This window comes from Bradyrhizobium sp. BRP19, from assembly GCF_020194195.1.
In the GTDB taxonomy this organism is placed as follows: domain Bacteria; phylum Pseudomonadota; class Alphaproteobacteria; order Rhizobiales; family Xanthobacteraceae; genus Bradyrhizobium; species Bradyrhizobium yuanmingense.
Genome location: NZ_JADYVZ010000004.1, coordinates 422,439 through 448,948 on the forward strand (window position 1 = coordinate 422,439; position 26,510 = coordinate 448,948).

21 protein-coding genes are annotated in these 26,510 nt (G+C 66.1%); 11 read left to right on the forward strand and 10 right to left on the reverse strand.

The window, feature by feature from the left end; genetic code table 11:
- Positions 1 to 2 precede the first annotated feature (2 nt).
- Together alkB and I6F36_RS16505 are read left to right on the forward strand one after the other, a co-directional pair.
- Positions 3 to 656 (forward strand): DNA oxidative demethylase AlkB, encoded by a 654-nt coding sequence (gene alkB / locus I6F36_RS16500; protein WP_036023030.1) that lies wholly within the window; start codon positions 3 to 5, stop codon positions 654 to 656.
- Positions 657 to 709: 53 nt separating this feature from the next.
- Entirely contained in the window at positions 710 to 1,951 is a 1,242-nt protein-coding gene (locus tag I6F36_RS16505) for an MFS transporter (RefSeq protein ID WP_225171781.1), read from the forward strand.
- On the opposite strand, the gene I6F36_RS16510 is transcribed toward I6F36_RS16505, so the two are convergent.
- The 6 genes from I6F36_RS16510 to hpaH form a co-directional block, all read right to left on the reverse strand.
- Positions 1,929 to 3,554, reverse strand: coding sequence for a thiamine pyrophosphate-dependent enzyme (locus tag I6F36_RS16510; RefSeq protein WP_225171782.1), 1,626 nt, complete (start codon positions 3,552 to 3,554; stop codon positions 1,929 to 1,931). The genes I6F36_RS16505 and I6F36_RS16510 overlap by 23 nt on opposite strands.
- 25 nt (positions 3,555 to 3,579) lie before the next feature.
- On the reverse strand, positions 3,580 to 4,449 hold the full coding sequence (locus I6F36_RS16515; RefSeq protein WP_225155545.1) for a fumarylacetoacetate hydrolase family protein: 870 nt from the start codon (positions 4,447 to 4,449) through the stop codon (positions 3,580 to 3,582).
- Positions 4,449 to 5,432 carry a 3,4-dihydroxyphenylacetate 2,3-dioxygenase gene (gene hpaD, locus I6F36_RS16520; RefSeq protein ID WP_225171783.1) on the reverse strand — a complete coding sequence of 328 codons (984 nt, stop codon included), beginning with the start codon at positions 5,430 to 5,432 and terminating at the stop codon, positions 4,449 to 4,451. The genes I6F36_RS16515 and hpaD overlap by 1 nt, the downstream gene beginning before the upstream one ends.
- 134 nt (positions 5,433 to 5,566) lie before the next feature.
- Positions 5,567 to 7,105: a 5-carboxymethyl-2-hydroxymuconate semialdehyde dehydrogenase gene (hpaE, locus tag I6F36_RS16525; protein WP_225171784.1), complete on the reverse strand. Its 1,539-nt coding sequence runs from the start codon at positions 7,103 to 7,105 to the stop codon at positions 5,567 to 5,569.
- Positions 7,098 to 7,496, reverse strand: a complete 399-nt coding sequence (locus I6F36_RS16530; protein WP_157281287.1) for a 5-carboxymethyl-2-hydroxymuconate Delta-isomerase — start codon at positions 7,494 to 7,496, stop codon at positions 7,098 to 7,100. The genes hpaE and I6F36_RS16530 overlap by 8 nt, the downstream gene beginning before the upstream one ends.
- 20 nt (positions 7,497 to 7,516) lie before the next feature.
- Positions 7,517 to 8,323 (reverse strand): 2-oxo-hept-4-ene-1,7-dioate hydratase, encoded by an 807-nt coding sequence (hpaH, locus tag I6F36_RS16535; RefSeq protein WP_225171785.1) that lies wholly within the window; start codon positions 8,321 to 8,323, stop codon positions 7,517 to 7,519.
- A gap of 110 nt (positions 8,324 to 8,433) precedes the next feature.
- Here hpaH and hpaR point away from each other — a divergent pair, with 110 nt between their 5' ends.
- From hpaR to I6F36_RS16575, 8 genes are all read left to right on the forward strand, one after another.
- Positions 8,434 to 8,952: a homoprotocatechuate degradation operon regulator HpaR gene (gene hpaR / locus I6F36_RS16540; protein ID WP_057027114.1), complete on the forward strand. Its 519-nt coding sequence runs from the start codon at positions 8,434 to 8,436 to the stop codon at positions 8,950 to 8,952.
- A 116-nt stretch (positions 8,953 to 9,068) separates the two neighbouring features.
- On the forward strand, positions 9,069 to 9,845 hold the full coding sequence (locus I6F36_RS16545) for an HpcH/HpaI aldolase/citrate lyase family protein (protein WP_124160740.1): 777 nt from the start codon (positions 9,069 to 9,071) through the stop codon (positions 9,843 to 9,845).
- 96 nt (positions 9,846 to 9,941) lie between these two features.
- A complete protein-coding gene (locus tag I6F36_RS16550; protein ID WP_225127299.1) occupies positions 9,942 to 11,465 on the forward strand; it encodes a UxaA family hydrolase in 1,524 nt (507 codons plus the stop codon).
- Positions 11,466 to 11,701: 236 nt separating this feature from the next.
- The gene (locus I6F36_RS16555) at positions 11,702 to 12,220 is read left to right on the forward strand and encodes a PAS domain-containing protein (protein WP_036006163.1); all 519 of its coding nucleotides are present in this window, start codon (positions 11,702 to 11,704) and stop codon (positions 12,218 to 12,220) included.
- Positions 12,198 to 13,502: a methyl-accepting chemotaxis protein gene (locus I6F36_RS16560; RefSeq protein WP_036023048.1), complete on the forward strand. Its 1,305-nt coding sequence runs from the start codon at positions 12,198 to 12,200 to the stop codon at positions 13,500 to 13,502. Before I6F36_RS16555 ends, I6F36_RS16560 begins: the two co-directional genes overlap by 23 nt.
- 290 nt (positions 13,503 to 13,792) lie before the next feature.
- Positions 13,793 to 17,062, forward strand: coding sequence for a transglutaminase family protein (locus I6F36_RS16565; protein WP_225127297.1), 3,270 nt, complete (start codon positions 13,793 to 13,795; stop codon positions 17,060 to 17,062).
- Positions 17,063 to 17,089: 27 nt separating this feature from the next.
- The gene (locus I6F36_RS16570) at positions 17,090 to 19,603 is read left to right on the forward strand and encodes a circularly permuted type 2 ATP-grasp protein (protein ID WP_109144443.1); all 2,514 of its coding nucleotides are present in this window, start codon (positions 17,090 to 17,092) and stop codon (positions 19,601 to 19,603) included.
- Complete coding sequence (locus tag I6F36_RS16575; RefSeq protein WP_225127295.1) at positions 19,600 to 20,478, forward strand: transglutaminase family protein; 879 nt, start codon at positions 19,600 to 19,602, stop codon at positions 20,476 to 20,478. Before I6F36_RS16570 ends, I6F36_RS16575 begins: the two co-directional genes overlap by 4 nt.
- A gap of 74 nt (positions 20,479 to 20,552) precedes the next feature.
- Here the strand turns inward: I6F36_RS16575 and I6F36_RS16580 are convergent, their stop codons facing one another.
- From I6F36_RS16580 to I6F36_RS16590, 3 genes are read right to left on the reverse strand one after another with little or no spacing between them, the layout of a single operon-like run.
- Complete coding sequence (locus tag I6F36_RS16580; RefSeq protein ID WP_225171786.1) at positions 20,553 to 22,664, reverse strand: xanthine dehydrogenase family protein molybdopterin-binding subunit; 2,112 nt, start codon at positions 22,662 to 22,664, stop codon at positions 20,553 to 20,555.
- A complete protein-coding gene (locus I6F36_RS16585; RefSeq protein ID WP_225127291.1) occupies positions 22,661 to 23,638 on the reverse strand; it encodes a xanthine dehydrogenase family protein subunit M in 978 nt (325 codons plus the stop codon). The genes I6F36_RS16580 and I6F36_RS16585 overlap by 4 nt, the downstream gene beginning before the upstream one ends.
- A 2-nt stretch (positions 23,639 to 23,640) precedes the next feature.
- A complete protein-coding gene (locus I6F36_RS16590) occupies positions 23,641 to 24,162 on the reverse strand; it encodes a (2Fe-2S)-binding protein (RefSeq protein ID WP_085968940.1) in 522 nt (173 codons plus the stop codon).
- A 779-nt stretch (positions 24,163 to 24,941) separates the two neighbouring features.
- Here I6F36_RS16590 and I6F36_RS39865 point away from each other — a divergent pair.
- Entirely contained in the window at positions 24,942 to 25,529 is a 588-nt protein-coding gene (locus I6F36_RS39865) for a helix-turn-helix domain-containing protein (RefSeq protein WP_158284419.1), read from the forward strand.
- 142 nt (positions 25,530 to 25,671) lie between these two features.
- Here the strand turns inward: I6F36_RS39865 and I6F36_RS16600 are convergent, their stop codons facing one another.
- Positions 25,672 to 26,496 (reverse strand): phosphodiesterase, encoded by an 825-nt coding sequence (locus I6F36_RS16600; protein WP_225127289.1) that lies wholly within the window; start codon positions 26,494 to 26,496, stop codon positions 25,672 to 25,674.
- Positions 26,497 to 26,510 lie beyond the last annotated feature (14 nt).

The following is a 26,510-nucleotide window of genomic DNA, read 5'->3' on the forward strand; positions in this document are numbered from 1 at the left end:
CGTTGACGGCTGATTTGTTCGATAGCGTCGCAGAAGCCCAACCGTCGCGCGAAAACATCGCCGATGGGGCCGTGCTGCTGCGCGGCTTCGTCAAGCCGATCGAGAGCGGGCTGATCGACGCCGTGCGCGCCATCGTGGCGCAATCGCCGTTCCGGCGGATGACGACGCCGGGCGGCCATCTAATGTCGGTGGCGATGACCAATTGCGGCGAGCGCGGCTGGATCACGGATCACACCGGCTATCGCTATGATCCCATCGATCCGCGCACCGGTGCGCCATGGCCGGCGATGCCGCCGCTGTTGGCCGATCTCGCCCGCGGCGCCGCGGAGCAGGGCGGCTTTGAAGGCTTTGCGCCCGATGCTTGCCTCGTCAACCGCTACGAGCCCGGCACGCGGCTGTCGCTGCACCAGGACAAGGACGAGCTGGACTATTCCGCGCCGATCGTCTCGGTCTCGCTCGGCCTGCCCGCGACCTTCCTGTTCGGCGGCCTCGCGCGCAATGACAAGCCGCGCCGCTTCCGCCTCGTCCATGGCGACGTGGTGGTCTGGGGCGGGGCCAGCAGGCTCGCCTATCACGGCGTCGCGCCGCTCGCCGACGGCGAGCATCCGCTGCTCGGCCGGAAGCGGATCAATCTGACCTTCCGCAGGACGCGCTGACGCGTTTCCTCGCCGCCTTCGCTCGTCTAAGCTTCGGGCGGGGAGGCGGCGACATGACCACCACACAGAACTCGACCGGCACGGGCACGGCGAACCGCACGGGGCTTTATCTCGCAGGCCTGCAATTGGTGTTCACGCTGGGCTGGACGACCTACGTTGTCTACCTGCCAAAGCTGGCCGCAGAGGTCGGCATCGCGCCGTCCGCCGTGATCCTCATCCTGATGCTGGATCAGGCGATCTTCACCATTGCGGACACCGCGATGGGAATCGCCGCCGACAGGCTCGCGCCCCATGTCGGCAGGCTCGGCCTGTTCGTTGCCCTCGTGACCGCGATCTCCTGCGGCGCCTTCGTCGCGCTGCCCTTCGTTGCCGGAGCCGGCGCGGCGGCGCAGGGCTGGTTCATCGCGCTGATCGTGGTCTGGTCGATCACGTCCTCCGCGTTGCGGGCGCCGCCGCTGACCTTGCTCGGCAAGTACCGCGCCAAGCCGCAGGTGCCGTTCCTCGCCGCGCTGACCATGCTCGGCTACGGCGTCGCCGGCGCGCTCTCGCCCTATCTCGGCGTGGTGCTGCGCGAGCACGATGCGCGGTTGCCGTTCGTGATCTCCAGCGTGGTGCTGCTCCTGACCGCGCTCGGGCTGTCCAGGATCGAGCACGACGTGGCGCGCGACACCGTGCCGCCCACACCGGACGAAGCGGCAGCACCGCTCGGTCTCGTCCCGATCGCCTTCATCGTCGCGATGGTCGCGCTCGCACTCGGCTACCAGCTGCACTTTGCCATGAACAGCGCGCCTCTCTATTTGCGCTTTGCAGCTGCCGGCGACCTGCAATGGCTGATGCCGGTGTTCTGGATCGGCTTCAACATCGCGATGTTTCCGGCAAGCCTCGTCGTCAAGCATCGCGGCGGCCTCGTCGTGATGGGCGCCGCCGGCCTGGTCGGTGCGGTGGCGATTGCGGCGGCCGAATTCGCCGGCAACCTCAACACGCTGATCGCCGCGCAATTTCTCGCCGGAGCTGCCTGGGGCTGCATGCTGATGAGCGCGGTCTCGGCTGCGCTCGCGATCGGCTCGACCGGCGCGGAAGGCAAGGTCACGGGCCTCGTCTTCTCCGCGCTTGCCCTCGGCACCTTCGCGCGGATGGCGGCGGTTGCCGGCGGCCTGCAGAAGATGCCGGAATACATGCCGCTGCTGCACTGGGCGCCGGTCGCCTGCTGGTCGGTCGCAGGCGCCGGTCTGCTGGTGATTGCAGCCGCGCGGCTGCAGGGAAGGTCCGGCCTCAAGGCTTCGGCGGGTGAATGAAAGCCCACGGGCTGACTTCGGAATCCCTGGGCACCTCGACTGAAATCAGCACCGGCCCGCCGTGGCCGAGCGCCTTCTCCATCGCCGCCTTGAACTGCTCCGGCGCGGTGACGCGCGCCGCGGCGACGCCAAAGGACTCCGCAAGCTTGACGAAATCCGGATTGATGAGGTCGGACGCCACCACGCGGCCATCGAAATGCTGGCGCTGGTCGCGGCGGACATTGCCATAGGCGTTGTTGTTGAACACCAGCGTCACCACACCGATGTTGAACTGCACGGCGGTGGCGAGCTCCTGCACGCCGAACATGAAGCCGCCGTCCCCGGTGATGGCCACCACCGGCTTGTCGGGATTGGCGACCTTGGCGCCGAGCGCGGTCGGAAAGCCCGAGCCGAGCGTGCCCTGGTAGCCCGAGGTGATGAAGGTGCGCGGCTGGTACACCGGAAAGCCGTACCAGGAGGCGAAGCCGACCTGCGATAGTTCGTCGGTGACGATCGCGTTCGCCGGCAGTACCTCGCGCAGGATGTTGAGATAGGCCATCTGCGGCTGGACCCGCTGGATCTCAGCTTGCGCGGCCGCGGTTGCTTCGCGGATCGCGCCGCGCCGTCCGGAGGTCTTGCTGTAGCCGGCCTTGCCCACGGCGGCAGCGAGATCGCGGGTCGCGGCCCTGGCGTCGGCGACGATCGCAGTGTCGGACGAGAGCCGCCGCATCTCGACCGGATCGATGTCGATGCGGATGCACTTCAGGCCAGCGGGCCGATACGGCCAGCGCGACATGGTCGGCAGCTCCAGCCGCGTGCCGATGCCGATCATGAGATCGGTGTTCGGCCACAGCCTGTAGGCCGCGGCCATGGTGAGCCCGAGCTCGTGCGCATTGGAGACGATGCCGCGGCCGCTACGGAAGGCGACCACGGGCGCATCGATCATCTCGGCGAGTTCGAGGATCTCCTCACCCGCTTCGATCGCGCCGCTGCCGACGAAGATCATCGGCGCCTTGCTGGTCCTGATGAGCGCGGCGGCCTGCTTGATCATATCAGGATCGGGCTGCGGCGCCGGCAGCGGCTCCAGCACCTGCGCAGGCACTGTTGCCGCGCGCTGCGTGAAGACGTCCCAGGGCATCTCGACCGAGGCGGGGCCGCGCCGTCCCGACATCATCTCCTGGAACGCGCGTGCCACGATCGTCGGCGCATTGCCGGGATATTCGATGCGCTCGGCCCATTTCACATAGGTGCGCAAGGTTGCGAGCTGGTCCGGCATCTCATGCAGATGGCCGCGACCCTTGCCCAGGAACGAAGTCGGCACCTGGCCGGTGACGCACAGCACCGGCTCGTTGCAGCCGAACGCGGTGAGCAGCGCCGCGCTGGCATTGAGCACGCCCGGGCCGGGTACCACGCTGAACACGCCGGGCCGGCCGCTGGAGCGCGCATAGCCGAATGCCATGTAGCCGCAGGCCTGCTCGTGCCGCGCGCCGATCACCTTGAGCTGGGCCTGGTGGAAGGCGTCGAACAGGCCGTAGACCTGCGCGCCGGGCAGGCCGAACACGGTGTCGACGCCGTGGGCGACAAGCCCGCTTACGATCGCTTCGCCGCCGGTGAGGCTGGTCATTTGGCTATTCCATTTCGCTTGTTGTTCAGGCTTCGTCGACCACGCCGTTGCGCAAGCGTCCGATCCCCTCGGCCTCGACCTCGACGATGTCGCCGGGCTTCAGATATCGCGGCGGATCGAACCGCGCACCCGCGCCGGTCGGCGTGCCCGTGACGATGATATCGCCGGGGACGAGGGTTGCGAAGGTCGAGATATAGTTCAGGAGATAGCGGAACGAAAACATCAGCCGGCTGGTGCGATCATCCTGTCTGAGCTCGCCGTTGACATGCGTGGTGAGCCTGATGTCGGCGACCTGCGATTCCCGCGTGTAGGGCACGAGCCACGGGCCGAGGCTGCCGCTGGAATCGAAGTTCTTGCCTTGCGTCACGTTGAACTTGGCGTGGCGCAGCCAGTCGCGCACCGAGCCCTCGTTGCACAGTGTCAGAGCCGCAATGTGATCGAGCGCTGTGCTTTCGGGGATATGCCGGCCTGGCTTGCCGATCACCAGCACGATCTCGCCCTCATAGTCGAGCTGCGCGGAGGCGCGCGGGCGCACCAGCGGCGTGTCGTGGCCGACGAAGGAGCGGGGCGAGCGCATGAACATGCTCGGATATTTCGGCGCCTCCTGGCCGTCCTTGTACTCGGCATTGCGGTCGGGATAGTTGACGCCGATGCAGATGATCTTCTCCGGCGCCGGGACCGGCGGCAGCCAGGTGATCTCAGTGAGCGCGTGATCCGGTTTGCGGCCAGCGGCCTCTTCGGCAAAGCTGATCAGCTTGCCCGCAGCGATCACCTCGCGCAGCGTGGGATAGTCTCTGGCGTGACGCGCGGAGAGATTGACGATGCCGCCCTCCAGGACGGCGCCATAGCTGACATCACCCTTGACGGAATAGGTGGCGAGACGAGGCAGCTTCATCAATCCGCCACCAGCACATCGGCCACGAATTTCGGCTCGCGCACGGCCTGCCCCGTGAACGGCGAGCCCTGCTCGAACCAGGAACGCGGGGCAGGGGCGCCCCACAGCGTCTGACGGCGCGGATCGCGCAGCGACCAGCGCAGCGGCTCGTGGTCGTGGTCCCCGGTGAAATAATCGCTGGTGTAGAGCTCGAGGCGGTGTCCGTCGGGATCGCGCACATAGAGGAAGAACGCGTTCGAGATGCCGTGGCGTCCCGGACCGCGTTCGATGTTCTTCACGAAGCCCTGCGAAGCCATGACGTCGCAGAGATGGATGATGTTCATCGCCGTCGGCGTCCAATAGGCGAAATGGTGCAGCCGCGGACCCTTGCCGTTGGTGATGGCGAAATCGTGGACATTGCCCTTGCGATGCATCCAGGCCGCGGCGATGCGCCCGTCCGGCCCGTCCTCCTCGGCATATTCGGTGAGGCGAAAGCCGAGCCGGGCGTAGAATTCCATGGTGTCCTGCACTTCGGCGGCGAAGACGTTGAAATGGTCGAGCCGCTGCGGGTGGCAGCCCCGATAGAGGTCGTAGCGGCGCAAGAGATGCGGCCGCCGCTCCATCGCCGCGTAGAGCTCGATTCTAAAGCCAAAGGGATCGGTGAATTGCAGCGTGCGGCCCTGGAACGGCTGGTCGACGAAGGCGTAGGCGAGGCCGTTCTCGGACAGGAACGCGGCGGCCTTGTCGAGATCTTTGTCGTTGCCGACCTTGAAACCGAGCCGGGCGCAAGCCGGCGCGGGGGCTTTCCGTAGCACCAGGGAGTGATGCTGGTGCTCCTCGGCCGCGCGCAGGTACACGACCTCGTCGTCCGCGTCCTCGACATGCAGGCCGACCATGCTTTCGTAGAACTCGCGGCTCAGCTTCAAATCGGTGACGTCGAGCACGACGTGGCTCGAGCGAATGATGTTGAACGGCGGCTCGAAGACGTGTTGCGGTACCGGCATGTGCGTTTCCCCTCTCTCGGCTTCGTCATTCCGGGGCGTGCGAAGCACGAACCCGGAATCCATTCATCCACCAACTCTGCTGCTCGATGGATTCCGGGTTCGGCTCTTCGAGCCGCCCCGGAATGACACCGCCGCTAAATTCCCAGCTTCTGAATCTTGTGCGTGCCCCGCGCCAGCGAGACGTGCTTGGTTTCCATGTAGAAGTCGAACGAATAATCGCCGCCGTCGCGCCCGATGCCTGAAGCCTTCATGCCGCCGAACGGCGTCGGCAGGTGGCGGACATTCTCCGAGTTCAGCCAGATCATGCCGGCCTCCAGCGCATCGGCAACGCGCAGCGCGCGTCCCATGTCATTGGTCCAGACATAGCCGGTCAGACCGTAACGGATGTCGTTGGCGATCTCGACCGCGTCCGCCTCGTCGCGGAACGGCAGCACGGTGAGGAACGGCCCGAACACCTCTTCCTGCGCCACCCGCATCTTGCCGTGCGCCCCGGTCACCAGTGTCGGCTCGACATAATGCCCGCCGCCGGGCCCGTCATAGGCCTTGCCGCCGACCGCGATCGTCGCGCCGTCCTGGCGCGCCACGTCGAAATACGAGCAGACCTTTGCCAAGTGCCGCTCGTGGATCAGCGGGCCGATCTCGGTGGCGGGATCGAGGGGATGGCCGACCTTGAGCGCCTTCACCCGCGCCGTCAGCTTCTCCACGAATTCTTTCGCGATGCTCTGCTGGATCAGCAGCCGGCTCGAAGAGGTGCAGCGCTCGCCATTGAGCGAGTAGATCATGAACACGACGGCATCGAGCGCGCGGTCGAGATCGGCGTCGTCGAACACGATCACCGGGTTCTTGCCGCCGAGCTCGAAATGCACGCGTTTCAGCGTGGGCGCGCCCTGCATCATGATGGCCGAGCCGGTCGCGCTCTCGCCGACGAAGCCGATTGCCTTGATGGCGGGATGCTCGGTCAGCGCCTTGCCCGCTTCCTCGCCAAAGCCGTGCACGGTGTTGAGCACGCCGTCGGGCACGCCGGCTTCCTTGACGAGCCTGGCGAGAACGGAGGCCGTCACCGGCGACCATTCGGCCGGCTTGTGCACGACCGTGCAGCCGGCCGCAAGCGCTGGCGCGATCTTCCAGGTCGAGAGCATGAACGGCGTATTCCAGGGCGTGATCACGCCGACCGGGCCGATCGGCACCCGCGTCGAGACGTTCCAATGCTCGTCGCTCGGCGTGTTGAGGCCGTCGCGCGCCTCAGCGCATTTGTCGGCGAAGAAGCGGAAATTTTCGGCGGCGCGGATCGCGGCCTTGGCCATGAAGCGATAGGCCTGCCCGGTATCGATGCATTCGAGTACCGCGATGTCCTCCGCATTGTCCTCGATCGCGTCGGCCACCCGATGCAGCAGCTTCTTCCGCATCGCCGGCCCCATGTCGCGCCACGACTTGAACGCGAGCGCAGCCGCGGTCGCCGCCGCGTCGATATCCTCGGCATTGCCCCGCGCGACGCTGGCGAGCACGGCGCCATCGACCGGCGACCTGGTCTCGAAGGTCTCGCCGGAGATCGAGGCGACGGTCTTTCCGTCGATCATGTGACCGATGCCGTCCGCGCGCAGAGTCTTCAAAAGCGGCGCGAGGCGGTCACGGTTGGCCTGGAACAGATCGGCTTTCGGCGTGGGCTTATCCATGAGCGGCCTCCGCTTTCAGGGCGTCGTGAATGTTGTTGCGCTTCCAGCTGGTGTCCTTGTCGTTGATCTGCATGTCGAACGACAGGGCGAACTTGCTGGCGGCGAAGACGGGATCGAGATGTCTTGAGAGCGCCTGGAAGACGTGCTCGCCGGCCTTCTGGCGGGTAGGCAGGTCGCGGCCCTCGCCGATGCGCAGCACCATGTCCAGGAATCCGTAGTCCTGCCGCGCGTCCGCGATCGCATAGTGCTCGCACCTGACAGCACGAACGCGGATGCCGCCGAGCGGGAAGATACCGGTCTCGCTAGCTGCCTTGCGCACGACCTCGCACACCGCGGCGATGTCGAGGCGGCCGTCGAGATTGGCCGAATATTCGATGGTGAAATGCGGCATCGCGGTTTCACTCCCTGTCTTCAGGCGAAGTAGCAGCTGACCGAGCCATAGGCGCCATAATCGGCCTGGATTGTGTCGCCCTTGCGGGTCTCGATCGGACGGATGAACGAGCCGGCGAGCACGACCTGGCCCGGCTCGAGCGCCAGCCCAAGCGGGGCGATCTTATTGGCGAGCCAGGCGACGGCAGTCGCGGGATGGTTGAGCACGCCGGCGGCAAGGCCGGTCTCTTCCAGCTGGCCGTTCTTGAAGCACAGCGCTCCGATCCAGCGCAGGTCAGCATCCAGCGGGCGGATCGGCCGCCCCCCGAGCACGATGCCGGCATTGGCCGCATTGTCGGCGATGGTGTCGAAGATCTTTCGCGTCGCCTTGGTCTTGGGATCGACGCGCTCGATCCGTGTATCCAAAATCTCCAGCGCCGGCACCACGAAGTCGGTGGCGTTGAGCACGTCGAATAGCGTGCAGTCGGGCCCAGAAAGGCGCTTGCTCATGACGAAGGCGAACTCGGCCTCGACGCGCGTCGCGATGAAGCGCTCGGTCGGCACCAATCCGCCATCGGCGAAGAACATGTCGTCGAGCAGCACGCCGGAATCCGGCTCGTCGATGCCAAGCGCGCTCTGCATCGCCTTCGAGGTCAGGCCGATCTTGTGGCCTTTGACCACGCGCCCCTCGGCGATCTTGACGTCGACCCAGGCCTTCTGAATCGCGTAGGCCTCCGCGATGCTGATGTCCGGGAAGTCCTGCGAGAGCTGCCGGATCTGCGTGCGGGTCTTCTCCGCCTGGTGCAGACGCCTCGCACAAGCTTGGATATCGTCGTTGGAAAGCGCCATTTGTGATCTTACAAATCGTGGTGCCCGAGATACTTAACATGTTAAGTGAATGCGTCAAACACAAATTCGGCTTGCTGCACTGCAAACGTTTTGCGGCTTGAAAGGGCGTCATGACGAAGAAATCCGCCGATCCCGTCAACGGTCACCCGCCTGCTACGCGCCAGGTGCCGATGCGCGATTTCTCGCGTTCGCTGCCGATGTCGCTGCTGCGGGCCCGGGAAGCTGTGATGCGGCAGTTTCGTCCCTCGCTGCGCGAGCACGGCCTGACCGAGCAGCAATGGCGCATCCTGCGGGCGCTGGCGGCGATCGAGGCGGTCGAGGTCACGGAACTCGCGCGCACCGCGTTCCTGCTCGGGCCGAGCCTGTCGCGCATCCTGCGCGACCTCGAGGCGCGCAGCCTGATCGAGCGCAAGACGGCGAAAGCGGACCAGCGCCGCAGCATGGTCTCGATCTCGAAGGAGGGGCTGAAGCTGATGGCCTCGGTCGCGCCGACGTCGGAGGCGATCTATGCCGAGATCACGCGGCGTTTCGGCGCCCGCAAGCTCGCCGAATTGCAGGAGATGCTCGGCGAACTCGAACGGAGCCTTGCGGGGCTCGGCAGCACCGATGATACCCTCGCGGAGGGATGAACCCTGATATGCGTGCGTGCGCGGCGAGAGCCATGGACATTGACGCTTTTTTTCGCTCAAAGTGCGGCCCAACCCGATCCGCGGCGAAGTGAGAGCAACAGGGAAGGAAAGGCAACGTGGCCAATAAAGTCAAAGAGATCTGGAAGTCGGGCAAGGCGGTCGTCAACGCGTGGCTTGCCATTCCCTCCGGCTTCTCGGCCGAGATGGTTGCGCAATGCGGCTTCGACAGCGTCACGGTCGACATGCAGCATGGCGTGCAGGACTATCTCTCGATGGTGCAGTGCTTCCAGGCCATGGACAAGCATCCGGTCACCCCGATGGTCCGCGTGCCCTGGAATGAGCCCGGCATCATCGGCAAGGTGCTCGATGGCGGCGCCTATGGCGTGATCTGCCCGATGGTCAACACGCCGCAGGAAGCCCGGAACCTGGTCTCCTATTCGAAATATCCGCCCAAGGGCGTGCGCTCCAACGGCCCGATCCGCGCCGGCATGTACGGCACCGCCGGCTCCTATCAGAAGACGGCCAACGACGAGATCGTGCTGCTGCCGATGATGGAGACGCGGACCGCCGTCGAGAACATGGAAGCGATCCTCGACGTCGAAGGCATCGACGGCGTCTATATCGGCCCGTCCGATCTCGGCTTCTCCTATGGCCTCGAGCCCAAGCTCGACCGCAGCGAGCCCGAGATTCTCGCGATCTACGAGAAGATCATCAAGGAGTGCGGCAAGCGCGGCCTCAACCCGGGCATCCATTGCAGCGGCGCCGAAGGCGCGGCGCGCGCGATCAACATGGGCTTCAAGCTGGTGACGCTGTCCAATGAAGTCGGCCTGATGACGACCTACGCCAAGATGCAGGTGAACGCCACCCGCAAGGATTCGGGCGGCAAGGCCTGATAAACTCGCGAACGGCGAATGGGGAGTAGCGAATAGGGCTACTCCCTTTTCCATTCGCCACTCGCCATTCGCTATTCGCCTCCGAAGGAGACTCCCATGACCATCAGTCCCGTCATCCGCCTGCATCCCGATGATGGCGTGGTGATCGCGCGCGCCAGCCTGCCGCCGGGGACATTGGTGGCAGAGGGCGTGACCACGGTCGATCGCATCCCCTCCGGCCACAAGGTCGCGATCAAGCCGATCGCGGTGGGCGAGCCGGTCAAGCGCTACGGCCAGATCATCGGCTTTGCCACCCAGGCGATCGCGCCGGGCCAGCACGTGCACACGCAGAACTGCGGCATGGGCGATTTCGCCAAGGACTACGCCTATTGCGCCGACGTCAAGCCAACGCCGAATTTCGACCTGCCGGCGACCTTCGAAGGCATCCGCCGCCCGGACGGCCGCGTTGCCACGCGCAACTATATCGGCATCCTCACCTCGGTGAATTGCAGCGCCCATGTCGCCAGCCTCGTCGCCGACGTCTTCAAGAAGAACCCCTTCACCGGCGACAATCCGCTGGCCGACTTCCCCAATGTCGACGGCGTGGTCGCACTGACCCACAAGACCGGCTGCGGCATGACGCAGAACGAGCCGCTGGCGCTGCTTCGCCGCACGCTTGGCGGCTATGCACGGCACGTCAATTTCTCGCACGTCATCGTGCTCGGCCTCGGCTGCGAAGTGAACCAGATCGGCGGCCTGATGGAAGAGCAGAAGCTCGCGGGACGCCTGCGCGCGATGGATATCCAGGAGGTCGGCGGCACCCGCAAGACGGTGGAGGCGGGCATCGCCTTCGTGCGCGAGGCGCTCGCCGATGCCGACAAGGTCAAGCGTGAGACGGTGCCGGCAAGCGAGCTCACCGTGGCGCTGCAATGCGGCGGCTCCGACGGCTATTCCGGCGTGTCAGCCAATCCGGCGCTCGGCGCTGCCAGCGATCTCATCGTCCGTCATGGCGGCACCGTGATCCTGTCGGAGACGCCGGAGACCTACGGCGCCGAGCACCTGCTAACGCGCCGCGCCGTCAGCCGCGAGGTCGGCGAGAAGCTGGTCGACCTGATGCGCTGGTGGGACGAGTACACCGCACGTGAAGGCGCCGAGATGAACGCCAATCCGAGCCCCGGCAACAAGGCCGGCGGCCTCACCACCATCCTGGAGAAGTCGCTCGGCGCGATGGCCAAGGCCGGCACCACCAACCTCGTCGAGGTGCTGCGCTACGCCGAGCCCGTCACCAAGAAGGGGTTCGTGTTCATGGACACGCCCGGCTACGACCCCGTGGCCGCGACCGGGCAGGTCGCAGGAGGTGCCAACCTCGTCTGCTTCACCACGGGCCGCGGCAGTGTGTTCGGCTGCAAGCCGGCGCCGTCGATCAAGCTCGCCACCAACACGCCCATGTACAGGCGCATGGAAGAGGACATGGACGTCAATTGCGGCACCATCCTCGAAGGCGAGGAGAGCGTCGAACAATGCGGCCAGCGCATCTTCGATCTCATCCTCAAGACCGCCTCGGGCCAGCCGACCAAGAGCGAGAGCTTCGATTTCGGCGGCGCCGAGTTCGCGCCCTGGGTGCTCGGCGCGACGATGTAGTCGCGCGAGCATCGCCGCGCAACCCATCAAGCGCCGCCGGTATCCGATGATCGCAACCGGAATCGGAGCGCGTGTGGCGATCCGAAATGCAACGGCCGTTCGCTAAGTAATGATACGGAGGTGGGCGCCTCCCGTGAGAAGTTCCCGGCTTACACCTGGTTAACACTGTTGCCGTAGACAGGAGGCGATGCGGCTTCACAGCGTGGTGGGGCCGGCGTGATTTGAGGATCGAGCCGATGCAAGCGATACGTCCCACTGGGGTGGAAAATCTCCTCGGTGAGGAGGAGCTGATCGTATCGAAGACCGATCTCAAAGGCCGCATCACCTACGCCAACGACGTCTTCATCCGCATGGCGAAGTACTCGTGGAAGGAGCTGATGGGCGCGCCCCACAGCCTGATCCGCCATCCCGACATGCCGCGCGCCGTCTTCAAGCTGCTCTGGGACACGCTGCAGTCCAAGCAGGAGATCTTCGCCTACGTCGTCAACCTGGCGAAGGACGGCAGTCACTATTGGGTATTCGCCCACGTCACGCCGACATTCGACGAGCGCGGCAACATCGTCGGCTATCACTCCAACCGTCGCAAGCCGGATCCCGCGCAGATCGAGCGCATCAAGCCGATCTACAAGACGCTGTGCACTGAGGAGGCGCGGCATGCCAACGCCAAGGAGGGCATGCAGGCGAGCTTCGAGGCGATGGTCGGGCTGCTCAAGCAACAGGGTGTCGGTTACGATGAATTTGTGCTCTCTCTCTAAGGCGCAGGGAGCAACCGCGCTCGCGTGTGGTCTTGCCGTCCTTGCGTTCGTTCTCTCGCTTCTCGGCATGACCGGGATCGCGAGTGCCGCTTCTCTCGGCGCGACGATCGCGCTCTCCGGCTATGCCGTCTGGTGCCAGCACCGCACCGCGGTTGCCGTCGACGAGGTCGCCGCTGTGTGCCGCAAGGCGGCGGGCGGCGATCTCGAGGCGCGCATCCTCAGTGAGCGGCAGGCCGGGCGGATCGGCGCCATCCAGAGATCGGTCAACGACATGCTCGACATTACCGATGCGTTCCAGCGCGAAGCTTCGGCGTCGATGGAGTATGCCAGCCGCGGCAAGTATTTCCGCAAGATCCTGGCGCGCGGATTGCCCGGCTCGTTCCGCCGCTCGGCGACCGTCATCAATGCCGGCACCGACAGTCTCGGCCGCCGCGTCGTCGAGATCGCGGACCTCGCCAGGCGGTTCGGCACGCATCTCGATCAGGTTGCGGGCACGCTGATGGGCGCCGCGACCGATCTCGAATCCGATGCCGGCCAGATGGCGGCGGCGGCGGAGAAGACCAGCCTGCAAACCTCCGGCGTGCTCTCCGCGTCCGACCAGGCCTCGCGCAACGTCGCCACTGTCGCCAGCGCCGCCGAGCAGCTCGCATCGTCGATCGCCGAGATCAATCGCCAAGTGGCCGGCTCGACCGCGAGCACGGGACGGGCGGTGAACGAAGCCAATCGCGCCGGCAGCGAGATCCGGAGCCTTGCGGACGCCGCGATGCAGATCGGCGACGTCGTCAAGCTTATCAGCGAGATCGCCTCGCAGACCAACCTGCTCGCGCTCAACGCCACCATCGAGGCGGCGCGGGCAGGGGACGCCGGCCGCGGCTTCGCGGTGGTGGCCTCCGAGGTCAAGAGCCTCGCCAACCAGACCGCCAAGGCGACCGAAGAGATCAGCGCCAAGGTTGGCGAGATGCAGCAATCGACCACCAATTCGGTCGCGGCCGTCGAGGCGATCGCGCAGACCATCGCCGAGATCAACGGCATCACTGCCTCGATTGCCGCCTCGATCGAGCAGCAGGGCGCGGCGACGCGCGAGATCGCCCGCAACGTTCACGAAGCCTCCGCCGGCACCTCGCAGGTCTCCTCCAACGTGACGGGCATCAGCGAGGCCGCCGCCGACACCGGCCGCGTCGCTGCACGCGTCAACCACGCCTCCGAACGCGTCCACGGCGAAGTCGAGACGCTCCGCCGCGAAGTGACCCAATTCCTGCAAAGGCTGACCTCGGCGGCGTAGGGCTTTCAAACCCTCTCCCCTTGTGGGAGAGGGTGGCTTCGCTGAAAGCGAAGCCGGGTGAGGGGTCTCTATCCTCACGAGCGGTTTTGCGGGTTGAGAGAGACCCCTCATCCGGCGCTTCGCGCCACCTTTTCACAAGGGGAGAAGGGAAGAGCCTCGCCGGCGCGGCCCAATAACAATCACCATCACCCGCCCCGCACCTTACCTAGGCACCCCGTGCCCGTTGTTAGTGCTTGATCGCGTTCACCTCAGGTGTTCTGCTCAAAAAAGCTGCTGGAGCACCGCAACCCGTGTCGATCTACGTCGCGCTACACCATGTCACGCATTACAAATACGACCGCCCGATCGACCTTGGCCCGCAGACCATCCGGCTGCGACCGGCGCCGCATACGCGCACGCCGATCCTGAGCTATTCGCTCAAGGTCACGCCTTCCAATCATTTCGTGAACTGGCAGCAGGACCCGCAGGGCAACTGGCTGGCGCGCTACGTCTTTCCGGAGAAGACCACCGAGCTGAAATTCGAGGTCGACTTCACGGCGCAGATGACGGTGGTCAACCCGTTCGACTTCTTCGTCGAGCCCTATGCCGACAGCTTCCCGTTCGACTATCCCAAGGATCTGAAGACGGAGCTCGCGCCGTATCTCGAGACCATCAAGCCCGATCGCCTGTTCGCCAAGTTCCTCGATTCGATCCCGCACGAAGCCCCGAACACGGTCAATTTCCTGGTCGACCTCAATCGCGAGATCCAGAAGAAGGTCCGCTACATCATCCGCATGGAGCCGGGCGTGCAGACGCCGGAGGAGACGCTTGTCTCCGGCGCAGGCTCATGCCGTGACTCCGCCTGGCTCTTGATCCAGACCTTGCGCCATCTCGGGCTCGCCGCCCGCTTCGTCTCGGGCTATCTGGTCCAGATCCGTCCCGACATCGATCCGATCGAGGGGCCGCCGGAAGTCGAGAACGATTTTACCGATCTGCACGCCTGGGCCGAGGTCTATCTGCCCGGCGCGGGGTGGATCGGATTCGACGCGACCTCGGGCATGCTCGCAGGCGAGGGGCACATCCCGGTCGCAGCCACGCCGCACTACCGTTCGGCGGCGCCGATCTCTGGTGGGGCCGGCTTTGCCGAGGTCGAGTTTTCCTTCGACATGAGCGTGAGGCGCATCCGCGAGGCGCCGCGCATCACAAAGCCGTTCTCCGACGAATCCTGGGCGCGCCTCGACGATCTCGGCGAGCAGGTCGATGGCGATCTCGCCAGCGCGGACGTGCGCCTCACCATGGGCGGCGAGCCGACCTTCGTCTCGGTCGACGATCTCGAGGCCGGCGAGTGGAACACGGAGGCCGTCGGTCCGACCAAGCGCACGCTCGGCGACGATCTGATCCGCCGCCTGCGCACGCGCTTCGCGCCGGGCGGGCTGCTGCATTACGGCCAGGGCAAATGGTATCCGGGCGAGAGCCTGCCGCGCTGGGCCTTCGGCCTCTATTGGCGCAAGGACGGCGTGCCGATCTGGAAGAACGCCGACCTCATCGCCAGAATCGAGAAGCCCAGGAGACCGGAGGTCAAGGATGCCGAGGCCTTCATGGAAGGCACGGCGGCGCGGCTCGGCGTCGACCTCGGCTACATCATGCCGGCCTATGAGGATCCCGCCTATTGGCTGCAGAAGGAAGCGGAGCTTCCGGTCAACGTCGATCCCACCGATTCAAAGCTGTCCGATCCCGAAGCGCGCGCACGGATGGCGCGGGTGTTCGATCAGGGTCTGAATACGCCGCGCGGCTTCGTGCTGCCGATCCAGCGCTGGAATGCGCCGCCGCGCTGGCGCAGCGAACGCTGGCCGCTGCGGCGCAATCATCTGTTCCTGACGCCGGGCGATTCACCGCTCGGCCTGCGCCTGCCGATCGGCTCGCTCGGTCACGTCCCGCCCAACCAATATCCCTACATCGTCGAGCAGGACCCGATGGAGCCGCGGGGCAGGCTGCCGGTGTTCACCCGCATGGCGCGTCCGCCATCGCCGCCGCGTACGGCCCCCGAGCATCTCAACACCGCTATACCCGTGCGCACGGCGATGGCCGTGGAGATCCGCGACGGCGTAATCTGCGCCTTCATGCCGCCGGTCGAGCGCATCGAGGATTATCTCGAGCTGATCTCGGCGCTCGAGGACACCGCCGAGGAGATGCAGCTTCCGGTCCATGTCGAGGGTTATCCGCCGCCGTTCGATCCGCGGATCGAGATGATCAAGGTGACGCCCGACCCCGGTGTCATCGAGATCAACATCCAGCCGGCCAAGAGCTGGCGCGATGCGGTCGAGATCACCACCGGCCTCTACGAGGATGCGGCCAAGGTCCGCCTCGGCGCCAACCGTTTCCTGGTCGACGGCCGTCACACCGGCACCGGGGGCGGCAATCACGTCGTGGTCGGCGGCTCCTCACCGCAGGACTCGCCGTTCCTGCGCCGGCCCGATCTTCTGAAGAGCCTGGTGCTGTATTGGCAGCGCCATCCGGCGCTGTCCTATTTCTTCTCCGGTCTTTTTATCGGCCCGACCAGCCAGGCGCCGCGCATCGACGAGGCGCGCCACGACAGCATCTACGAGCTCGAGATCGCGCTCTCGCACGTGCCGCCGCCCAGCTACCAGACGCCGCTCTGGCTGGTGGACCGGCTGTTCCGGCATCTATTGGTCGACATCACCGGTAACACCCACCGCGCCGAGATCTGCATCGACAAGCTCTATTCGCCGGAAGGACCCACGGGCCGGCTCGGCCTCGTCGAATTCCGCGCGCTCGAAATGCCGCCGGATCCACGCATGTCGCTGGCGCAGCAGCTCCTGATCCGTGCGCTGATCGCAAAGTTCTGGCGTGAGCCGCTGAGCGGCAAGTTCGTGCGCTGGGGCACCGCGCTGCACGACCGCTTCATGCTGCCGCATTTCATCTGGGAAGATTTTCTCGATGTGCTCGGCGAGCTCAAGCAATCGGGCTATCCGTTCGAGCCGGAATGGTATCTGGCCCAGCTCGAATTCCGCTTTCCCGCTTTCGGCCGCATCCACCATGGCGGCGTGACGCTGGAGCTGCGGCAGGCGCTGGAGCCCTGGCACGTGCTCGGTGAGGAGGGCTCGGCCGGCGGCACCGTGCGCTATGTCGATAGCTCGGTCGAGCGGCTCCAGGTCAAGGCCGAAGGCTTCGTCGAGGGCCGCCATGTCGTCACCTGCAACGGCCGCCGCCTGCCGATGACCCCGACCGGCCGCTCCGGCGAGGCTGTGGCTGCCGTCCGCTTCAAGGCCTGGCAGCCGGCCTCCGGCCTGCACCCGACCATCCCCGTGCACGCGCCGCTGACCTTTGACCTGATCGATACCTGGAACGGCCGCTCGCTCGGCGGCTGCGTCTACCACGTCGCCCATCCTGGCGGGCGCAACTACGACACCAAGCCGGTCAATACCTACGAGGCCGAGGCCCGGCGGCTGGCGCGCTTCCAGGACCACGGCCACACCCCGGGTCCGATGCAGCCGCCGCCCGAGGAACGCACAAATGAATTTCCGCTGACCCTCGACTTGCGGACCCCGCTCCTGCAATGAGTATGATGGTGGGGGAGGGAAAGGCCCATGGGCGAGGGCGCAGCCGAAGACAACGACCAGGCGGGCAGGGCAAATGCCCAGCAGCGGATTGCGCAGTGGGTCCGCGACTATAGCCGCCTGCCCGGCATCCCCGACGAGTTCCTGGGGCCCGACGGTGCGCCGCGCGCGGTCTGGAGCCGCTTCTTCGACGCCTTCGGCGCGCTGGCGCCCGACGAGATCGAGCGCCGCTTCGGCATGGCCGATCGCCATCTCCGCGAGGCCGGCGTCACCTACCGCGCGCCCGGCGATAGCGCCGACCGGCCCTGGTCGATCAGCCATCTGCCGCTTTTGATCGACGAGGCCGACTGGCAGCAGCTTTGCGCCGGCATCACCCAGCGCGCCGAGCTGCTCGAGCGCGTGCTGCGCGACATTTATGGCGAGGGGCGCCTCGTGGCCGAAGGCGCGCTCCCGGCCGCGGCGATCGCCGGCAGTCCCGAATATCTCCGTCCGGTCTGCGGCGTGCCGCCGCCCGGCGGACGTTATCTCTCGATCTATGCCGCCGATGTCGGCCGCGGGCCCGACGGCCGCTGGTGGGTGCTCGGCGACCGCACCCAGGCGCCATCGGGTGCGGGCTACGCGCTGGAGAACCGCCTGGTGCTGTCGCGCGCCTTCTCCGATCTCTACAAGTCGATGAACGTGCCGCGCGTCGCGCCGTTCTTCGAGGCGTTCCGCGACAGCTTGCGCGCGCGCGCCGATCGCGACGAGCCCAGGATCGGCGTGCTCACCCCCGGCAGCTTCAGCGAGACCTATTTCGAGCACGCGACGCTGGCGCGCTATCTCGGCTTCCTGCTGGTCGAGGGCGACGATCTCGCGGTCAGCGACGACCGCGTCCACATCCGCACCGTCGCCGGCCTGAAGCGGCTGGATGTGCTCTTGCGCCGGGTCGATTCCAACTCGCTCGACCCGCTCGAGCTCGATGCCTCCTCCCGGCTCGGTGTGCCCGGCCTGATCGACGTGCTGCGCAAGGACGGCGTCGTCGTCGCCAACATGCCGGGCTCGGGCGTTTTGGAGGCGCGGGCGCTGCTCGGCTTCCTGCCGGCCCTGAGCCGCCGCCTGCTCGGCGAAGACCTGAAGATGCCGCACATCGCGACCTGGTGGTGCGGCCAGCGCGTGGCGCGCGACGAGGTGCTGGCGCGGCTCGACGAGGTCGCGATCGAAGGCGCCTATCGGCGCGGCGTTCCCGGTTTCGACAGCAATGGTCCGGTGCTCGCGAGCGAGCTCGACGCCAGCGGACGGCAGCGCCTGATCGATGCGATCAGCGCGCGCGGCATGGACTATGTCGGCCAGGAGGTGGTGCGGCTCTCGACCATGCCGGTGTGGGAGCACGGGCAGCTCACGCCGCGCCCCTTCGTGCTGCGCGTGTTCGCCGCCGCCACGCCGGACGGCTGGGCCATCATGCCCGGCGGCTTCTGCCGCATCGCCGAGCAGCCGGACGCGCGCGCGGTGTCGATGGGCGACGGCGCGCGCGCCGCCGACGTCTGGGTCGTCTCCGACAAGCAGGTCGCGACCGCGACGCTCCTGCCGGCGACCGACAAGGTGCGCATCCGCCGCATCGCTGGCGTGCTGCCGAGCCGCGCCGCCGACAATCTGTTCTGGCTCGGCCGCTATCTCGAGCGCGCCGAGGCGACGCTGCGGCTGGTGCGCGCTTTGGGCTCGCCGAGCGGGCCGAACAAGGGCACGGCGGCCTCGGTGCAATCGGCCGAACGCATCCAGCGCCTCCTTGTCGCCTGGGGCGCGGTCTCGCAATCCTCGCGCACGGCCGCGGGGCGTATCGTCGCCGAAGCGCTGCAGGGCGCGGAGCGTTTCGGCTCGGCCCTGTCGCTGGTGAGGGCGGCGCAGCGCACGGCGACCTCCTTGCGCGAGCGGCTGTCGCCCGATGCCTGGCAGGTGATCACCGAGATGGCCGAGCGCCTCGCCATCGAGGTGGAGGACGACGACAGCGTGCTGAGCGCCGCCGAGCTGACCTTGCAGGAGCTGGCGAGCTTCGCAGGGCTCGCGCAGGAGAATATGAATCGCGCCGCGGGCTGGCGCTTCCTCGACATCGGCCGCCGCATCGAGCGCGCCATCAACACCACGCGCTTCACCCGCCAGTTCGCCTATGACGAGGCCGGCGACGAGGATCTCGACATCCTGCTGACGCTCGTGGATTGCCAGATCACCTACCGCTCGCGTTATCTGCTGGCGCCCATTCTGGCCCCGGTGCGCGACCTCGCGGTGCTCGACGGCTACAATCCGCGTTCGGTGGCGTTTCAGGTGACGACGCTGAACGAGCACATTGCGGCGCTGCCGAGCCTGAAGGAGCATGGCCTGATCGAGAAACCGCAGCGTCTCGCCGTGGCGATGCAGGCGATGCTCGCGACCGCCGAGGCCGAGAAGCTCGAGGTCAAGACGCTGTTCGCCCTGGAGCAGGATCTGCTCAGCCTCGGCGAGGCGATCGGGCAGCACTACTTCCCGCACGGTCCCAATGCCAGCCGGCCGGAAAAGTTGACGGGGCTGGCGTGATCTACGACATCCGTCACGTCACCACCTACGAGTACGAGAATCCCGTCAGCTTCGCCCGCTGCACGCTGCGGCTGGAGCCCAGAATCGGCGTCGGCCAGGAGCTGATCTCGCACGAGGTCGAGATCCAACCGCGCCCGGCCGAGCGCAATGTGCGGCGCGACTTCTTCGGCACGCTGACCGAGAGCGTGACGATCGAAGCCGCGCATCGCAATCTGCGCATCGACTCGCGCTCGCGGGTTTCGATCTCGCGCCGACCGCCGGCGCGCGATGCGGTCAGCCCGCCCTGGGAGAGCGTCCGCGACATCGCGTTCGAAGCCACCAGCCTCGGGCCGTCCTCGCCGGTCGGTTATGTCTTTGCCAGCCCCCTGGTGCCGGTGCTGCGCCCGGTCAGCGCCTATGCCGGGGTGAGCTTTCCGCCCGGCGTGGGCATCCTCACCGGCGCCGTCGACCTGATGCGACGCATCCGCGGCGAATTCCGCTACGATCCGAAGGCGACCGTGATCTCGACGCCGCTCGACGAAGTCTTCGACAAGCGTCACGGCGTCTGCCAGGACTTTGCGCATGTCATGATTGCCGGGCTGCGCGGGCTCGGCCTGCCGGCGGCCTATGTCAGCGGCTATCTGCGCACCATTCCGCCGCCGGGCCAGCCGCGGCTGCAAGGGGCCGACGCCACCCATGCCTGGGTGTCTCTCTGGTGCGGGGCCGAGCTTGGCTGGGTCGATCTCGATCCGACCAACGATCTCCTCATCGGCAACGATCACATCGTGCTCGCAATGGGGCGCGATTTTTCCGACGTCTCGCCGGTCGACGGCATCATCGTCGGCTCGCCCAAGCAGAAGCTCGGCGTCGCCGTCGACGTGCTGCTGGTGGAGTAGGGTGGGTACGTCAGCCTCTTCGATGCAGCACAACCACATGCCCAGGAGTGGCGTATGCCGCCCTCTTTACAGCGCTAAGCGGTCAGCACGTCTTCGATCCGGATCGGCAGGGTGCGGACGCGCTTGCCGGTCGCATGAAAGACGGCGTTTGCGATCGCGGGGGCGATACCGACCAGGGCGATTTCGCCGAGACCCTTGACCCCGAGTTCATTGACGTGCGGATCAGCCTCCTCGACGAAGTGCGCTTCGATCTGGGGAATGTCCAGGTTGACGGGCATCAGGTAGTCGGCCATGTGAGCGTTGACCGGCCGGCCGTCGCGCGCGTCGAGAACGGTGCGCTCCATCAGCGCCATACCGATGCCGCCGACCATGCCGCCGGTGCATTGGCTGTGGGCGAGACGCGGGTTGACGACGCGGCCGATGCCATAGGCGCCGACCGCGCGGCGGACGCGGATCGTGCCGACGTCGGGATCGACGGCGACCTCGACGAAGACGGCGCCGAATGAATGCATCGAGAACCTGGCAGCGGCCTCGGGGTCGCGCTGAGACGATGCCGTGGCTTCGATCGGTCGATCGTTCCGGCCCTTCGCGGCCTGTTCCCGCACGGCGATGCAGGCGGCGCGGATCGCGGAGCCCACCGAGGCCATGGTCCAAGAGCCGCCGTGGGATGGGGCAGGCGGATAATCCGAGCGACCAAGGCTGAAGCGCACCTTTTCGACAGGGAGCCCGAGAGTCTCGGCGGCGACCTGCGTCATCGACGTATAGGTGCCCGGACCCATGTCGCTGGCCGCGATCTCGACCTCGGCTGTCCCGTCGCGAAGCAGCCGCGCCCGCGCAGTGGCCGGTGCGTGAAAGGCGGGATAGCTTGCCGAGGCTACTCCCATCCCGATCAGCAGGCGGCCGTCGCGCATCGAGCGCGGTTCGGGCGTACGGCGCGACCAGCCGAACCGTTCGGCCCCGAGATCGTAGCATTTCATCAGCGATCGGCTGGAGAAGGGCTTGTTTTCTCCCTCGTCGATCTCCGGCTCGTTCCGGCGCCGCAGATCGATCGGATCCAGGCGGAGCTTATAAGCCAACTCGTCCATGGCGCATTCGAGCGCGAAAACGCCGCTGGCCTCACCGGGACCACGCATGTGGTTTGGCGTTCCGGTATCGAGCGGGACCAGACGGTAGCGCGTCCGCACGTTGGGCGAGGAGTAGAGGAACGTCGTGACCGAGGTCAGAGCTTCCATGAATTCTTCGTAGCGACTGGTCTCGCCCGTGCCTTCGTGCACCACGCTGATGAGCGTTCCGTCCGCCGTGGCGCCGAGAGCGATCCTCTGCACCGTGCGCGGCCGATGTCCGGTGGTGAAGAACATCTGCTTACGCGTTAGGACGAGCTTCACCGGGCGCCCCACGTGCCGGGCGGCCATGGCCGCGAGCGTCACATGGGGCCAGGTTCTGAGCGAGGTCCCGAAGGCCCCGCCGATGAACGGGCAGATGACCGTCACTTTTTCGGGCGACAGACCGAAGATCGCCGCGATCTCGGCCTGCTCGTTGACGACGAACTGGCTCTTGCTCCAAAGCGTCAGGCGGTCGCCGTTCCAGCTGGCGATCGTCGCATGCGGCTCCATCGGATTGTGGTTCTCGCGCGCGATGTCATAGGTCTCATCGACCTTCACCGGCGCGTCGGCCAGGGCCTTATCCGCACTTCCGCGCGCCTTGTCGGCGGGCAGCCGGGCGTCCGGCTGTTTGCCAGCCTCGGGCACGATGGGACGGGCTTCGGGACCTGCGGAATCGATGATTGGCCGCTCGGCCTTGTAGGTGAGGCGCAGCGCCGCGGCGGCGCGCTCCGCCTGCGCAATGGTTGCGGCAACGACGAGCGCCACCGGCTGTCCGTGGAAGCGCACATGGTCGTCCTGCAGCACATGCAGCCGCTCGCCCGTCGCCGGATCGATGTAGCTCTTGTGCGGGCGGTACGCCAGGCGTGGCGCGTTGAGATGCGAGAGGACGGCGAGAACGCCCGGCATCTTCTCGACCGCCGCGCTGTCCACGCCGGTCACTCGTCCAAGCCCTATTGTGGCGCTGACGATCACGGCATAGGCCTGGCCGGGCTGATTAAAATCGGCCGCGTACCGCGCGGAGCCCGTGACCTTGGCACGGCCATCCACGCGGGGCAGCGGCTGTCCGATGACGCTGATGGTCATGCAATTCCTCCCGTCATTTCGAAGGCGCGGACGATCGTCCGCGGCAGGAGTTCGAGTTTGTAATGATTGCCGGACAGCGGGCGGGCCCCTTCCAACGCCGATCGGGCGGCCGCCTCAAACACCTGCCGGCCCGGTACCTTGCCGATTAGCGCCGCTTCCACCGCGCGCATGCGCCAAGGTCGGGTGCCGACCCCGCCAACCGCGAGCCGCGCGCCGCGGATCACGCCGTCCACAACGTCGAGCGCCGCTGCCGCGGAGACCAGCGCAAATTCGTAGGACGCGCGGTCGCGCACCTTGAGATAGCGCGCCCGGCGGCTATCAGGCCCCTCGGGGACCCGCACTTCAACGATGAGCTCGCCCGGCAGCAGCGTGTGTTCGAGATGGGGAGTGTCGCCGGGCAAGCGAAACAGCTCCTCGACCGGGAAAGTGCGCTCGCCCTTCGGCCCCCTGACCCGCATAGTGGCATCGAGCGCGACCAGCGCGACCGCAACGTCCGAGGGGTGCGTCGCCACGCAGTGATCGCTGGTGCCGAGAATGGCGTGACCGGCATTCAGGCCGTCGCGTGCGGCGCAACCCGAGCCAGGGCTGCGCTTGTTGCAGGATGCGTCGAGCATCCGAAAGTAGGGGCAGCGCACGCGCTGGAGCAGGTTGCCGCCGATCGAGGCCATGTTGCGCAGTTGCGGCGAGGCGCCCTCGATCAGGCTCTCGGAGATCAGCGGGTAAAGACGCTGAACATCGGAATGGGCGGCGATGTCGGCCATCCGCGCGAGCGCGCCGATGACGAGGTCGGACCGGTCGACGCGAATACCGGACAGCGGAAGCGCGTTGATGTCGACGAGCTGCTGTGGCTGCTCCACCTCGTCGCGCATGAGATCGACCAATGTCGTGCCGCCGGCGATGAGGCGGCCTCCGGAGGATGCGGCGGCGACGGCGGCCTCGATGGAGGTCACCTTCTCGATCGTGAACGGGAGCATGGTCAGACCCTCTTGGCGGCGTCGGCAACGGCGGCGACGATCCCGGGATACGCCCCGCAGCGACAGATATTGCCGCTCATCCAGAACCGAATGTCCTCCGGCGAGCCCGCATGGCCTTCGGCGATGCAGCCGACGGCCGACATGATCTGCCCGGGGGTACAGAAGCCGCACTGCAAGCCGTCGTGCTCGACGAATGCGCTCTGGAGCGGATGAAGCTCACCATTCTTCTCGAGGCCCTCGATCGTCTCGACAATGGCCCCGTCATGCATCGCAGCCAGCGTCAGACACGACACGACCCGCCTGCCGTTGAGAAGGATGGTGCAAGCGCCGCAGGCGCCCTGATTGCAGCCCTTCTTCGTACCGGTGAGACCGAGATCTTCGCGCAGAAGGTCGAGCAGGGATTGCCGCGTATCCAAGTCGAGCTCCTGTCTCGTTCCGTTCACGTTCAGACGAACCCGTGCCGTCGATGCAGCGGGCTTGCTTTCGGATGCGGGTTGCGCGGTAACCTGGGGCACCACCGCCATGGAAGCCGCTCCGCCGACAGTCAGCAGGAGCGAACGGCGCGATACTCCGCCCCGCGTGCTTTCGGTCTCAGCAGCGCCGGCGGCGAACGGTTCTTGGTTTTTCATGGTGGTCGGGATCCCCTCGGATGATCCGGCCCAGTAGGCCATGATCCCGACGGACGCACCGTTCCGATATTGCGGCGACTATCGCAATCTTGCGACGAAGTGGCGCCCGCGCCTGTGGACTCTGCTTCTCGCCCATCGCGGCCAAGGCAGCCCAGCTGTGAGTGGTAGACCGGGCGCAATGAGATCAAGCCCAACCCACGTGCCACTTGCCATCGGAGTTGTCTCGATACCGCGAAGTCAATCATGCGCACTATTTGTGCAATCAGCCAGACATTGCGACATTTCGACCGCAGCTTCCATTCCCGCCATGTCGTGAAACATGGTATGTCGATGAAGCGCCTGTCGCGGGTGCGGCCAAATATGACATAACCAAAGCGATGCCTGATCGAAATCCTTTTCAGACGATGGTCCGGCTGCTATCGGAAGCCCCGCCGCCTTTGGCACCCATCCAGTTAAACTGCGGCACACAACTCACTCATCGTTTTGTTCGCGGCACGCGTTATGGCTATGCCCCAGGCATGCCCGGACACCTTGTCGGCACCTACTATGGAGAGCCTCAGCACAGTGCGTGGACGGTTGAGCGACGGCGGCTCTCTGCCCCGCTGCGGCCGAATTCTATCACTGTGATTCCCGACCGGCATGATGGAGATTGGGAAGTTGAAGGACCGCTCCACGTGTCCCATGTCTATCTCACCAACGAACGACTGGAGCATTGCCGAACACTCATCGGTGGGCGAGGCAAGGTAGAGCTGGCGCCACGCGTCGGCAGCGAAGACGCTGTGACCTCACAGCTTCTTGCAATCCTCAGCGACCCCGACGTCATTGTCGATCCTTCGGCAAAGTTGCTGGTCGATCGCGCGGTTGACCTACTCTGCATCCAGCTATTGCGTTCGCACAGCATAGTGCAGATGCCGCAGAGCCTCGCTTATACTCGCGGCGGGCTCGCGCGCTGGCAGCTCAGGCGTGTGACCGAATACATGCTGGCGCATCTCGACAAGCCGATCGGCCTTGACGAACTAGCGTCCCTGGTCGGCCGCAGCCGCTATCATTTTTGCTCGGCGTTCCGTCTCTCGACAGGATTGACGCCGCATGTCTGGCTAACTCGGCAACGCATGTTGCTTGCACAACGCCTGCTGAATGATCCAAATCTATCGATCAGTGAAGTTGCGCTCGCAGTCGGATATTCAACGCCGTCGGCTTTCGCCCAGACTTTCCGCAGAATTGTCGGCACGACGCCGCGAAATTTCCGCCGATCCTTGTAGCCTCACATCGGATGTCAGCTTCTGGCCCATCTCCGACCCGGGCGAGGACGCCAGCGCGCTGCTATCGAGGTGGAGCGGACTCTCCAAGGAGTGCAGCGCGGGCTTATGAATACGCGCCCCTGGAAAGGGTCGGCGCTCGCCGTCACCGCACCATGGTCTCGCGATCCCAGGCCTTGTAGTCGGGCGAACCTTGGATGCGGATCGGACCGTCGTAGCCGTATTCCACCATGTGCACGGTCACATAGTCCTCCCCGAAAAATGCGACGCCGTAGGATTGCGGCAGGTCGCAGGCGCTCAGCAGCTGCGTCTCGGAGAACAGCGGAAAGCTCGCATGGTTGGTGCCGCGCAGCGACGAGACGGGGACGCCTGCAATCGAGCCTGCGAGAGGCAAGTGGCAATGCCCGAAGAAGACGTGGCGGATCTTCGCACGATGACGGCTGACGAGATGGCGGAAAGGAGCTTCGTCGATCAGGCCGATCTGGTCGAACGGGACGAGATGCACAGGCATCGGGTTATGGTGCATGAAAAGCAGGAACGGCCCGTCATGCTCGGTAAGCCGGGCCTCGAGCCAGCCGAGACGATCGTCGCAATAACGGCCGGCGTGCGTTTCCGGATGGGCGGTGTCGAGGAACAGGCAGCGGCCGGCAGCCGTATCGTGGATGCCCTGGACGAAGCCGTTGTCGTCGGCGAGGTCGGGGAACACGCTCAGGAAGGCGGCGCGCCGATCATGGTTGCCGATGCACAGGCGCACCGGCAGCGGATATGCGTCGAGGCGCTGCTTGAGCCATTGATAATCGGCGAGATCGCCCCAATCCGAGAGGTCGCCGGTGATCACCATCAATTCGGCGTCGTGATGATCGTGCAGCGCATGCGCCAGCGCCCGCTCGAAATTGACGCGCGGATCGCGGCCGCCGATGGTCGCACCGGGCGCCGTCAGGTGAATGTCGCTCAGATGCAGCAGTTTCATCGCCAGCTCCGGTC